We start from the raw sequence: 13,434 nt of genomic DNA, 5'->3' as shown, positions 1-13,434 counted from the left end.
ATTTTTTGCTTTTATCATTTGTTTTCAAAGAGAAAAAGGGGGAACATTTGCGATGAAAAAGAAACTGGGATTACTGACTTCACTTATTGTGGCTGCGTCCGTTCTCGTTACGGCATGCGGCGGAGGAACAAGCACCGGAACCGGTAGCACGAACCAGTCAGGTGGGGAGAACGCGAAGAGAATCGCATTAATCATGCGTCAAAACGTAGGAACGTTCTCCGCACAATACATCAATGGCGTGAAGACAGAGGTGGAGAAAAACGGCGGTGAGTTGACCGTATTCAACGCGGATACCGATCTGGCAAAAATGGCGTCCAACCTCGATGCGGCTGTGAACCAAAAGTTTGATGGCATTCTGATCGACCATGGTACGGCAGAAGCGTTGCAGCAGGGTACGCAAAAGGCCGTGGATAAAAAAATTCCGGTTGTCCTGTTTGATACAGACATCAACATTCCGGGTGTGCCAGTTGTGGCGCAGGATGACAACAAGTTGGCAGAGCTGAGCCTGGAGAAGCTGGCTGCAGATACAAATGGCAAAGGCAGCATCGTAAAAATTTGGGTAGCTGGCTTTGCGCCTATGGAAAAACGCCAAGTGACGTATGAAGCTTTCCAGAAGAAATACCCGGACATCAAAGAGATTGCTGCATTCGGTTCTGCTACCAATAATACGGCACTCGATACACAAACGCAGATGGAAGCGATCTTGAAAAAGTATCCCAACAAAGGCGACATCACAGCAGTATGGGCGGCATGGGATGAATTTGCCAAAGGGGCGACACGTGCCATCCAGCAAGCAGGCCGTACGGAAATCAAAGTATACTCCATCGATTTGAGCGATGAGGATCTGCAAATGATCCAGGCGGAAAACTCTCCTTGGACAGCGACGGCAGCGGTAGACCCATCCAATATCGGGCGCATCCATGCCCAAACCGTGTTCCAAAAAATCAAAGGCGAGCAAGTGCCAGACAACGTGAAGCTGAATCCAGTGCTGGTGAAACAGGAAGACCTGCCGAAGGATAAGAAAGTAACGATGGGCGACCTGTCCCAATACGTACAAGATTGGGGCAAGTAAGAACCAAATTGGCTTTTCCCGTTGATCTGTATCCGTCAACGGGATTTTTCCTTATAGAGGTTGGAACACGCAGGTAAACAGGAGGTGTGAAAAATGTCCACATTGCAGATGAAAGGGATGGCGAAGCAGTTTTCTGGGGTTCCTGCCCTGCGATCCGTCGATTTTGAGGTGCGCGCTGGAGAGGTTCATGCACTTCTCGGTGCTAATGGTGCGGGAAAGAGTACCCTGATGAAAATTCTCACGGGAGCGTATCAGGCAGATGGAGGTACGATCACCATCGATGGACAGGCCGTGTCGATTCAATCTCCGCAGGACGCCAAAGCACAGGGCATTCAATGTGTATATCAGGAAGTGGACACCGCCTTGATCCCGTATTTGAGCGTTGCTGAAAACATATTGGCGGGCCAGCTCGTCCAGGCGAAAACCAAGGGACTAATCAACTGGCAGAGCTTGTACAACGAATCGGAGCAGATTTTAAAAAACTTCGGCTTCTCTATTCCGGTGAGGATGCTCGTCGAAGAATGTACGCTGTCGGAAAAGCAATTGATTTTGATTGCACGGGCTACCGTTCAAAAGGCGAAGTACGTCATTTTCGATGAACCGACGGCGCCGTTGAGCACAAAGGAGAGCGAACGGCTGTTTCAAATCATTGCGCAGTTGAAAAATGCTGGAGTCGGGATCATTTATATCTCCCACAGGTTGCCGGAAATCTTTGAAATCTGTGATCGGATCACCATCATGCGCGATGGACAACATGTCGTGACCACAGACACGGCGAAGACCAATATGGACGAAGTGATCGCGAACATGCTGGGCAAAAGCTTTGACGAGGAGTTCCCGAAGATGGAAGTGCCGATTGGCGAAACGATTTTTGAGGCGGCAGGTGTGGCTGGTGGCAAAGTACGAGGAGTCGACCTGCGAGTTCACGAGGGAGAGATCGTGGGTGTCGTCGGTCTGGTTGGGGCAGGGAAGACTGAGCTCGCCCGATTGCTCTTCGGTGCGGATGAGGCAAAGGCCGGTGCCATTCGATTGCATGGAACACGTATCCAACTACGCTCGCCAAAAGACGCCGTCGATGCAGGGATCGTACTCGTCCCGGAGGAAAGGCGAAAAGAAGGAATTTTCGTAGAGGAGTCGGTACAGAACAACCTGTCTGTCGCCTCGTTGAAAAAGAAGTCCTGGCTCGGTTTTATCAAAAGAGGGACGGAAGCGGCTAACGCAAGAGAGCTGGTGCAGCGCCTTGGTGTAAAAACAGCCGATATCAAGCAGCTGGTCGGTTTTCTCAGCGGCGGAAACCAGCAAAAAGTCGCTATCGGCAAATGGCTGGATACAAACGCTCACCTCTTTATGTTTGACGAGCCGACAAAAGGGGTGGATATCGGCGCGAAAAGCGATATTTACCGTCTGATCGGAAATCTCGCTGAGCAGAAAAAGGGCGTTCTGTATTTCTCCTGTGAGTTTCAGGAAGTCATCGGAATCGCAGACCGGATTCTCGTCATGTTCGAGGGCAAAATCGTGAAGGAATTGAGTCGCGAGGAAGCAACACAAGAGCTGATTATGTACTACGCAAGCGGAGGTGAATAACGTGGCAGATAAAAAGTTTAGCTTATTTGATTTTGTTTATAAATACGGAACGGTTGCCGTCATTGTCATTGTCATGTTGTTATTCAGTTTGACCAACCCGTATTTCTTCACGTACGACAACTTGACGGACATTCTTCGCTCCATCTCGATTGTGACATTTGTCGCAATTGGCGTTACGTTCTCGCTGATTGTCGGAGGCTTTGACTTGTCTGTAGGATCGACAGTTTCATTGACCACAGTCGTTTCTGCTTCGATGATGGTTTGGTACGAACAAGGAGTCTTTACGACACTGGTGGTTCCGATTGTACTCAGCTTGCTCGTCGGGCTGGTCAACGCCTTCCTGGTCGTGAAAATCCGCATTCCTGATTTGCTGGCTACGCTGGCGATGCTCTACATCGTCAACGGTATTCATATGACGTATTCCCAAGGCTACTCGATCTACGCAAACATGCCGATGCAGGACGGCTCACAGGCTCCGGGAAAATTCCAGGAATGGTTCCTCTGGCTGGGCCAAGGAGAAATTCTCTCTGTACCGGTTCCCGTTATCCTGACCTTTTTACTTGTCGCGATCACGCATGTGTACTTGACCTATACGAGACAGGGACGGATGCTGTACATGACAGGCGGCAATTTGGAAGCAGCTCGTCTGTCGGGGATTCCTGTGAATCGCTATCGTACCTTGGCTTATGTGCTCTCCGCTCTTTTTGCAGGCTTGGGTGGGATGCTCTTGGCAGCGCGGATCGGTACCGGGCAGGTGAGTAGTGGCGGCTCCATGCTGATGGATGCAGTAGCGGCTGCTTTCGTAGGATTCTCCGTATTCGGTGCAGGAAAGCCAAACGTATTCGGTACATTTGTGGGAGCCATCCTGATCGGGGTGCTGCTCAACGGCATGACGATGCTCAATCTGCCGTATTACGCTTACGATATTATTAAGGGGACGGTTTTGGCGCTTGCCCTGGCTGTGACCTATTATCAACTGCGCAGAAAACGAAACGCTTAGAATCGTAACGTTCTTCTTGCTTTTCTCTCATCATTTTCTCATCTTCCTATTATTCCCTTCTCTTTTTTGAAGCTTAGTATTGGTCTTACTCAAGTGAGACCAATGCGAAAGCAAATTCAAATAAAGAGAAGGGATGTTGTTTTTATGCGTATACTCGTTGTGCCTTCGGGCTTTAAGGAAAGTTTAGATGCCGAGCAAGCAGCGGAGTGCATGAAAGAAGGAATTCTGCGCGTACTCCCGCTCTCCCAAGTACAGACACTGCCGATGGTGGACGGAGGAGAAGGCTTTACAAAGGCGATTGTGAAAATTTCGAATGGCTCGATTATCGATAAGGAAGTAACTGGCCCTGTAGGAGAAAAGGTTCCTTCTCATTTCGGGATATTCGGATCAAAGACGACAGGTCAAACGGCTGTGATTGAGATGGCGGCAGCAGCAGGATTGCGACTGGTTCCAAGAAGCTTGCGTGATCCGCGCAAAACGACGACACATGGCGTCGGTGAATTGATCAAAGCGGCGCTGGACATGGGGGTAGATCGTATTTTGCTAGGCTGCGGCGATTCCGGTACTTCCGATGGCGGGGCAGGCATGGCGCAAGCACTTGGCGCGAAATTTTTGGATGCAAGTGGTCAAGAAATCCGTATTGAAGGCGGAATCTCGCTGGCAAAAGTAACGAAAATCGATGTTTCCGGCATGGACAAAAGACTCAAGCAGGTGCAAATCGATGTGGCTTGCAATTGGTTTAACAAGCTGTGTGGGGAAAACGGAGTCGCTCGCGTGTTTGGCCCGCAAAAGGGAGCAACACCGGAGCAAGTGGTTGAGCTGGAAGAAGCACTCGAACAATTCGCGGCTATCATCGAGCGAGACTTCGGTATCGACGTCAGAGAGATGCCGGGCAGTGGTGCATCGGGTGGCTTGGGTACCGGTCTGCATGCGCTGACGGGTGCGAATCTGTATCCACGCTACGACATCATCATGAAGTACATTGATTTGGATCGGATGCTTCAAGAGACAGACCTTGTGTTTACGGCGGAAGGCAGCATTGATTTTCAAACACCGCGAGGAAAAATTCCTGTGGAAGTGGCAAAGCGAGCGAAAAAGCATGCCCTGCCGGTAGTGGCTTTGGTGGGGACTGTTGGCAAAGGTGCCCGACTCAATTATGAGCACGGAATTGATGCGTACACGAGTATTTTGCCGATGCCGTCTACGTTGGAGGAAGCGTTCATGCATGCGCAGAAATGGCTGACTGATTGCTCGGAAAGCTCCATGAGAACCATCATGGTGGGCCTGCAGCTCGCAAATCGTTTAATGGCGAAGGAGCAAGTATCGTGATTGCACAAACTGTTGCAAAGGAAAGACCTGCCTGGGTCCTTCCAATTGTCCTAATTATGTTCGTTGAATTATTGCTCATGCTGCCGTCTTCCCTGACATTTGAAGCCAAATGGAGCTTGTTCTGTTTCTGTGTCGCTGTGATCCTGTGGACGACAACCTCGCTGAACTCTGCCTATGTAGCGATAGGCTCCGTATTACTCCTCGTCGTGACAGGAACGGCTGACCAGGAAATATTGTTCGACTCGCTCGCCTCCGATGTCATTTGGTTAATGATTGGCTCGTTCATTCTCGGCGGTGCTCTTCAAGTGACAGGCTTGGCAGGCAAACTCACAGATCTCGTCGTGAGCAAGGCAAAGAACGTCAAAAGCTTGTTTTGGCTCTTGACGATCGTCGTTCAATTTCTCGCTTTCTTTATCCCATCTACTTCTGGACGCGCAGCGGTGCTACTGCCTGTTTTCCACTCGCTGACCTCAGAAATCGAGAATAAGCAAATCACGAAAGCCATGGCGATCCTGATTCCGACGATTATTTTAGTATCGACGAGCTCCACTATGATCGGAGCCGGCTCCCATTTTATCGCACTCGATATGCTCAAGGAGTTCAATGGGGAAGGAATTAGCTTCGCGGAGTGGCTGCTGTGGGGACTGCCGTTCGGGGTAGTGGCCAGCATCGTTACTTGTCGGATTGTTCTGGCTCTATTTCTCACCAAAGAAGAGATGAAGCGCCCACTCGCGAGTAAAAAGCTTTCCCTCACCTTGTCCCGCAATGAAAAGTATACGGTTGCTGTGATTGGGGCGATGGTCATTTTCTGGCTGACAGAGCGTTTTCACGGAATCGAGATTGCTACCACGACAGTCATCGGCGCCTTTCTTTTGACACTCCCCAATGTGGGCGTCATGAAGTGGAAGGATGGCGTTCAGTCTGTCTCATGGAACCTGATTCTGTTTGTAGGAGCAGCCATTGCACTCGGAAAGTCGTTGTTGGAGAGCGGCGCAGCAGAGTGGATCATGAAGAAGCTGTTCACGATCACCGAGCAGTTGGAAGGGGAATCGTCGCTGTTGATCATTGTGGTCATTACTTTGCTGACACTGACCTCCCATCTGTACATTACATCGCATACAACGAGAGCCGTCATTCTGGTTCCGCCGCTTCTCTACTTTGCGAGTAGCCTCGATTTAAATGAAGTGACCGTGTTGTTCGTAGGAATCGTCGGCATGAACTATTGCCTGACCTTCCCTGTCAGCTCCAAAGCATTGCTCATGTTCCAGGAAAGCGGCAAGGAGACCTTTTTGCCTAAGGATTTGCTGCGATTGAGCTTGTACGCAGGTGCGGCCCACGCGATCCTGATGGTCGTCTTTTATTACGCGTACTGGCAGTGGGTGGGATTATCGATATAAGTAAAAAATTATATCTTTCGTACGGATTGCTCTTTGATCCACAGCCAATATTTGCTAAACTCAACTGGATAATGGATGCAAGGCTTAGGAGGATTACATGTCGGAGCGAATATTAATTGTGGAAGATGAAGAGAAAATTGCTCGTGTGATTCAATTAGAGCTGGAATACGAAGGATACGAAAGCGAGATCGCCAAAACAGGGCTCGAGGCGCTGGAACAATACAATCAAGGCGGATGGAACTTGATTTTGCTCGATGTACTGCTGCCAGGTTTGTCAGGAATAGAAGTGCTTCGTCGGATTCGGGTAAAGGACTCCGCGACGCCAGTCATTTTGTTGACGGCCCGAAATGCTGTCGTGGACAAAGTAAATGGACTCGATCAAGGCGCGAACGACTACATCACGAAACCTTTTGAAATCGAAGAGCTGCTGGCTCGCATCCGTTCCTGCCTCCGCTTGTCCCAAATGACGAGGAAAGTAGAAGCCAGCTCCAAAGTAGAAGTAGCGGATTTAAGCCTAGATGAAAAATCGCGGGAAGTGACGAGAGGTTCCGGTCAGATCGAGCTGACACCGCGTGAATTCGATTTGTTGTTTTATCTGATGCAGAATAAAAACCAAGTTCTGAATCGTGAACAGATTCTAACACACGTATGGGGATTTGATTATTTCGGAGACACAAATGTCGTTGACGTGTATATCCGATACTTGCGTAAAAAGGTGGACCAAGGGTATGAAACCCCACTTTTGCATACAGTACGAGGCGTTGGTTATATGCTGAAGGGGTAGATTATGAAAATCAAAAATAAAATTCATTTGTTCTCCACGGTCGCACTCTTGCTCCTGTTGCTCATGGTCAACAGCTTCATTTACTTCATGTTCTACAAAGTGACAACAGACGGAGAGCTGGACCGTTTGCAGCGAGAAGTTCTGCATATCCAGAGTGGACTCAATCAGATCGGTGTAGAAAGTTTCGACGCTGCCACGCTGCTGCAGCCATATTTGCCGTCAAACGGGATGATCCGGATTATCGATCAGCAATCGCGTGCTATCGTCACACAGGAAGTAGACAGTACGCAGCCAATCCCGGCACCGAAGCCCATCTTTGATAGAAAAGCGAGTGACGGTGTCTTCGATGTCAACGGAGCGAAATACGCGTACGTCAAGGTCCCGATCATTTGGACGAATGGAAAAATTGTCACGTTAGAAGTCATGGAAAGTATTGCGGGTTTGCAAGAAAATTTGAGCCTGCTGCAAAACGTCCTGCTATTTGCTTCGCTGTTTGTGCTGATTCCTGCTTTTTTTGCCGGACGCATGTTGAGCAATCTGATTTTGCGACCAGTCAACTCGATGATTCAAACGATGGAAGACATTCAAGCGCGCAGTATTTTTAAGAAAATACCGCTTGAGCACACATCCAAAGATGAATTGCACGCGTTAGGAAGTACCTTTAACAAGATGATGGATTTATTACAGCAAAACTTCGAGAAGCAGCAGCAGTTCGTCTCAGATGCTTCCCATGAATTGAAAACGCCGCTGACTGTAGTAGAAAGCTATGCGAAGCTATTGAAGCGTTGGGGAACGAAAAAGCCGGAGGTCCTGGCTGAGTCGGTGGAAGCGATCTATTCGGAAGCCGTGCGCATGAAGGATATGACCAATCAAATGCTTCTTCTCGCCAACAATAGCGCCGAATGGAATCTGGATGTCAAAGAAATCGACTTGATCCCAATGTGCCAAACGACCATTGCACAATTGACCAATGCGTATGGCAGGTCCTTTCAACTGAGCGCAAACCATGAATCGGTTCCTGTCATGGCCGATGAACAAAAACTAAAACAAGTGCTCGTCGTTTTACTCGACAATGCGATGAAATACAGCTCGAATGAAATGGAAGTGGATGTAGGGATTCAAGGAGATCGTCCATTTTTCTCAGTGAAGGATTACGGAATGGGGATTCCCGAGGAAGATTTACAGCATGTTTTTGATCGTTTCTTCCGTGTAGACAAAGCCCGCAGCCGCGAAACAGGGGGTGTAGGACTCGGTCTTTCCATTGCCAAACAGATCGTCGATGCCCATCAAGGCGATATTGCACTCGATAGTGAAGAAGGGAAATGGACGCTCGTGACCGTTTTTCTGCCGGGGCAGGCTAAGAAATAGCAGGAGGTACGTATGAATAAAAAATGGAAAATAGGGCTGCTGGCGAGTTTTCTGTTGGTCACTACGGCATTTGGCATGCAACGGATCTTCGCGAGTATGGATTTGCAGTCCTTGTCAGAGGAGGAAGTCAAACAGATCGTGACGACCCGCTACCCGGGAAAGATTGAATCGATCTCCATGACGGATGTAGGGGAAAACAGTATTTACAATCTCCAACTCCTTAATGAGCGCGGAACATATAGTGTGATGGTAAATGCACATACAGGTGAAATTATTGATTTGAAGGAACTCTCCTTGGTCGCAGCCACTGCGCAGCCGAAGGCAAACGAAACGGCGACGAATCCAACGCAGCCGGGTTCAAATCCGACAGCTAGCACAGCGCCGCAACCGAATAACGGCGGGAAGGATGCTTCAGGCAGCGCGACCAAGCCAGCAGGGACGGGGACGGTGGGGACTGTTGCGTCAGGTAAACAACAGCCAGCTACAACCCAAACCCAAACCCAAACCCAAACACAGCAGCCGAAACCGAATCAAAGCGTGAAACCACCAGCGCAGCCACAGACCAAAATTACCGAGCAGCAAGCGAAACAGATTGCGACGGAAAGAACAAGTGGCGGCAAGATCGATGATGTTGATTTAATCGAGACAAAGAGTGGAGCAGTCTATCGGGTGATCACGAAAAAAGACTCCAAAACGGTAGATGTACGCGTACATGCTATTACCGGAAAGGTGCTTTCGACGACCACCATCGATAATAGCTCTACCGATGATGATGACGATGATGATCCGACACCAGCCGATAAAAACGGTAGTGCTCCGGCGGATACCTCTTCAAGTGATGACACGAGCACCATCGATACCGACGACGATGAACTGGATGATGGCGATGATGATTAGGATTTAGCATTTAGCATTCAAATAGAGAAACTGTCAGTGTCTGCATTGACGGTTTTTTCGTTCGGGAGGAAAAGAGATGGTGACATATCCGACAGAAGCGGTTCGCGAGACGATGGAGAAATGGTTTGCTATTTTTCCTGGTATGCGTGAATTGTCTCAGCAGCAAATCAAAACGCGCGATAACTGGAGAACTTGGGAGATAAAATTAGGTCATGAGCGTACAAAGCTGGAAATCGACAAAAAAACGGGTTATATAACGGAGTTTCGTTTGGAGGATGAAATTCATCAAGATTGGGTTGCTTCTGGAGAGCCAATCGATGCCAAGACAGCAACGCAGCGTATCATAGAAGTTGCAGAAGCACTGTATGGCGACCATCTGAGTGGGATGGTGAGAGATGGTATGGCGAGCTTGTCGGAGTATCGTGAAGAAAAGAATTGGAAACTTTCTTATCGTTATTGTTTTCACGACAATCCGCTTGCCAGCGTGTATCTGTTTATTACGTTAGACGAGTGGGGGAACTTGACTGACATCTACTACCGAGGATTTCATGATTTTGATCCGAAAAACAAGCCCTCCAAGCCAGAAGTGATAACAAAAGAGGAGGCGAAACAAGCGTATCTTACTTTGTATCAGGAAAATTTGATGCTCGCCTGCGACGAACAGGAAGAAGGGATACTCCAGTATCTCCCTGATGAGCCACCGATGGCCTATGCGGTTGTTCATGCCGAGACAGGGCAAATCACCAAGACCGTGATAGGAGGTAGACACCCTAAGGAAAAACACTCAGAGATTATTCCAGTAGTAACCCAAGGAAAATCTCTAATTTTTTCAAACGTGCAAGAGATTGAGTTGTGGGTGAAGGAATCTTTTCAAATTGATGTAATCGAAGCGGATATCAAAAGAGAAACGCTTGTGACACCGAACGAGGATGGGGTCACTTATAATCCTAGGAGCGGTTATTTCAAACATATTGATGCTGCGAAAAAGCCGGACTGGCCTTCTACGATCCATTACTTCTGGTCGCTGCCAGAAGCAGAAGACGCGGAAACCGTCTACGATCCTGATTTTGTATGTGTGACTCTCAATCGCCAGACCAACGAGCTACTTGCCTTTACGTTTAATCAAAAAATGGAGTATATAACGCCACGGATGTCGGACCGCGATGCTCAGCGAATAGCCACGCGCTATTTGGAAACATACATCGAGCAGGGGATTACCGAGTTGCACTATTATGAATTATGTTATTTACGTGGCACGGGAAATACGTATTACTTCTATGAGCGACGAAATGGGATCGTTTTAACAAATCGGATGTACTCCGTGAAAGTTAATCCTTGGACGGGCCAAGTAACTGGTTTTTACAAGCATGATGTACGTAAAAATAAAATAATTCCCGATCCGGGCTCGTGTGTGTCTACCAGGGAAGCTGCGGAGAGCTTCATGAGCTTGTATGACGTGGAGCTGGAATATGTGCAAGTGGAGGACAGAAATACAAGTAGAAGGGAAAAGTCTCCTGTTCCGTTCCCGGTCTATCAGCTCAAATACGCACGCACAGAGCGATATCAATATTTGGATGCCGTAACCAATCAATTTAAGCCCCGGACCCGGACGTAATGCAAAGTGAAACGGCTGATACTCTTTCACGTAGAAAGAAAAGAAGGAAGAGGATGTATCTGTTTTTTCTTGGATTAACGGTTTGCATGATCGCATGGATAGAGGGAGGCGTATTTCTATACCAAGGTGATTTGCGGTATACCTGATTGTGATTGCAAGCCAGATTGCTCACATTGAGGTGGCTAATGAAGATCAATACGCAGTGGATTCCATGTCATCGGCGCGCAGATCGATCCTTCTATATAGCGGGTAAAAAATGCCGCTATGTGCCAGATGTGTTTCGATATTGGCTGGATACTTGATCGCGCCAGTTTTTGCAGGGATGCATCTCGTGACCTCTTACTATTTGATTGGATTGCTTTTACTGCCAATGCTCATTGACGGCTTTACCCAACAATGGAAGTGGCGGACAAGCAATAACAAGCTCCGATTTTTAACAGGGTTTAGTTTTGGTGTCGGACAGTCGTTACTCATTTCCAATCTCGTTTGGTTTTTGGTTGAGAGACTCAGGTGATTGAATTTCAATATTATGGTAATCCTTTCACCTGGGACATCCCTCCTATATAATACTGGTGGGGGGATATTAGTGATCCATTATAAGACATACATACGTGGTGAAGATTGCGAATGGGTGACTTTTGTCCATGGGGCAGGGGGCAGCTCATCGATTTGGTATAAACAACTGAAAGCATACAAAGAGAATTTCAATGTTCTTCTAGTAGATATGCGTGGTCACGGAAAATCTAAAAACATCCCAGGCAAGCTGTTCAAAACATACACCTTTGATGATGTCAGCAGAGATATCATTGAGGTTTTGGATCATGTAAAAATCACTTCCACCCATTTTGTGGGGATTTCCTTGGGGACGATCATTGTGCAGATTATTTCGGAGCAGGCCCCAGAGAGAATGCGCTCGATGGTTTTGGCAGGAGCTGTGACGCACATGAACGTGCGGTCGCGGGTGCTAATCACACTGGGGAATATGGTCAAACATTTCATCCCGTACATGTGGCTGTATCGACTGTTTGCATGGGTGATTATGCCGAGCAAGCGTCATAAAGAATCGCGCTCCTTGTTTATCCGCGAAGCCAAAAAGCTTTGTCAAAAAGAATTCAAGAGATGGTTCAAGCTGACAAAAGGCATTAATCGCTTCCTAGGAACCCTCTTTGATAAAGAGCCTCCCATCCCTACCTTGTTCATTATGGGTGACGAAGACCATATGTTTTTGCCGTTCGTCCAGATGCGTGTGAAAAAAAGACAATTTGCACAGTTGAGTCTAGTCGCTGACTGCGGTCATGTCGTCAATGTCGATCAGCCGGAAGAATTTAACCGAATTTCTATTGGGTTTATTCAAAATCAGTCGACAATAGCGCAAGGAATGTATGTATGGAATCCAGCATAGCTTCGTAAGATAAGAGCCGCAGAGGATGCTTCTGGGGTTCTTTGTTTTTTCTTCGGTTGCGATTGGCGAAGAAAAATGTTCCAATGTGAGTATGAATATGGGAAATAATTATATTTGTAGACAGGAGGGAGACACATGTCGATTCAAAATGAACATGATTTGCTGTGCTTGAAACGGATCGGTAGTATTGTGGCAGAGGCAAGAGAGACGATGATTAGGGCCGTGCGAGCAGGTGTGACTACAAAAGAACTCGACCAGATTGGCGGAGAGATCTTGGCAAAGTACGGAGCACGGTCTGCACCGAATATCACCTATGATTTTCCAGGGCATACATGCATCAGCGTCAATCACATTGTTGCGCATGGCATCCCTGATGATACCGTCCTGCAAAATGGCGATATCATCAATATTGATGTCTCGGGAGAGCTGGATGGATACTTTGCCGATACAGGTGCTTCTATCGTGGTAGGAGAAGGCGAGCCTGAAAAGCAATCCTTATGCCAATGCGCCGAGGAGTCGCTGTATAAAGCATTGGATGCGGTAAAGGCGGGATCGAAGCTAAGCCAGATTGGTCGCGTTGTTCACCAGGAGGCCAGGAAAAAAGGCTTTACAGTCGTCAAAAACCTTACGGGTCATGGCATCGGCAAAAGCTTGCATGAAGAGCCTGCTTACATTTTGAATTACTATGACAAAAAGGATAGACGCTTGCTCACAGAAGGTCTCGTGTTGGCGGTTGAAACATTTATTTCAACGGGGACGGAATATGTGGAGGATGGCAGGGACGGTTGGGCGATCATTACGCCTGATAAGAGTTATGTAGCTCAATACGAGCACACCATCGTTATAACGAAGGGGAAGCCAATTATTTTAACAGCTTGATTGCAGGGAGACCTCAGATTGATGAGGTCTTTTTTTGTGAAGAAAAACTTGCAGAATAGCCAATGATTGTATATTCTTTATATAGGAATATATGTTCGCATTATGTG

General features: G+C 47.8%; 11 protein-coding genes and 1 pseudogene. All 12 read left to right on the top strand.

The annotated features are described in order from the left end of the window. The first annotated feature begins 52 nt into the window (after nt 1-52). The 12 genes and pseudogenes from HPY28_RS18580 (at nt 53) to map (ending at nt 13,327) form a co-directional block, all read left to right on the top strand. On the top strand, nt 53-1,072 hold the full coding sequence (locus HPY28_RS18580) for a sugar ABC transporter substrate-binding protein (RefSeq protein WP_026043340.1): 1,020 nt from the start codon (nt 53-55) through the stop codon (nt 1,070-1,072). Between the two features lie 93 nt (nt 1,073-1,165). Beyond that, complete coding sequence (locus HPY28_RS18575; RefSeq protein ID WP_017251799.1) at nt 1,166-2,656, top strand: sugar ABC transporter ATP-binding protein; 1,491 nt, start codon at nt 1,166-1,168, stop codon at nt 2,654-2,656. A 1-nt stretch (nt 2,657) separates the two neighbouring features. Then, nucleotides 2,658-3,656, top strand: coding sequence for an ABC transporter permease (locus HPY28_RS18570; protein ID WP_016741326.1), 999 nt, complete (start codon nt 2,658-2,660; stop codon nt 3,654-3,656). Nucleotides 3,657-3,800: 144 nt separating this feature from the next. Beyond that, entirely contained in the window at nt 3,801-4,985 is a 1,185-nt protein-coding gene (locus tag HPY28_RS18565) for a glycerate kinase family protein (protein WP_174231131.1), read from the top strand. A 56-nt stretch (nt 4,986-5,041) separates the two neighbouring features. Further along, a complete protein-coding gene (locus HPY28_RS18560; RefSeq protein ID WP_217368863.1) occupies nt 5,042-6,382 on the top strand; it encodes an SLC13 family permease in 1,341 nt (446 codons plus the stop codon). 97 nt (nt 6,383-6,479) lie between these two features. Further along, nucleotides 6,480-7,166, top strand: a complete 687-nt coding sequence (locus HPY28_RS18555; RefSeq protein ID WP_173623846.1) for a response regulator transcription factor — start codon at nt 6,480-6,482, stop codon at nt 7,164-7,166. Nucleotides 7,167-7,169: 3 nt separating this feature from the next. Continuing rightward, nucleotides 7,170-8,534, top strand: a complete 1,365-nt coding sequence (locus tag HPY28_RS18550; protein ID WP_174231130.1) for a HAMP domain-containing sensor histidine kinase — start codon at nt 7,170-7,172, stop codon at nt 8,532-8,534. Nucleotides 8,535-8,546: 12 nt separating this feature from the next. Then, the gene (locus tag HPY28_RS18545; protein WP_174231129.1) at nt 8,547-9,431 is read left to right on the top strand and encodes a PepSY domain-containing protein; all 885 of its coding nucleotides are present in this window, start codon (nt 8,547-8,549) and stop codon (nt 9,429-9,431) included. 76 nt (nt 9,432-9,507) lie between these two features. Beyond that, nucleotides 9,508-11,046 carry a YcdB/YcdC domain-containing protein gene (locus HPY28_RS18540; protein ID WP_174231128.1) on the top strand — a complete coding sequence of 513 codons (1,539 nt, stop codon included), beginning with the start codon at nt 9,508-9,510 and terminating at the stop codon, nt 11,044-11,046. A gap of 185 nt (nt 11,047-11,231) precedes the next feature. Beyond that, nucleotides 11,232-11,560, top strand: a pseudogene (locus HPY28_RS18535) (DUF2085 domain-containing protein). Nucleotides 11,561-11,632: 72 nt separating this feature from the next. Further along, nucleotides 11,633-12,448 (top strand): alpha/beta fold hydrolase, encoded by an 816-nt coding sequence (locus tag HPY28_RS18530; protein ID WP_174231127.1) that lies wholly within the window; start codon nt 11,633-11,635, stop codon nt 12,446-12,448. A gap of 135 nt (nt 12,449-12,583) precedes the next feature. Further along, nucleotides 12,584-13,327, top strand: a complete 744-nt coding sequence (map, locus tag HPY28_RS18525) for a type I methionyl aminopeptidase (protein WP_017251809.1) — start codon at nt 12,584-12,586, stop codon at nt 13,325-13,327. Nucleotides 13,328-13,434: the final 107 nt, after the last annotated feature.

The sequence above is a fragment of the Brevibacillus sp. HB1.2 genome (genome assembly GCF_013332495.1).
In the GTDB taxonomy this organism is placed as follows: domain Bacteria; phylum Bacillota; class Bacilli; order Brevibacillales; family Brevibacillaceae; genus Brevibacillus; species Brevibacillus porteri.
The sequence above is the reverse complement of the archived record's forward strand: the minus strand, read 5'-3'. Positions and strand labels throughout refer to the sequence as shown.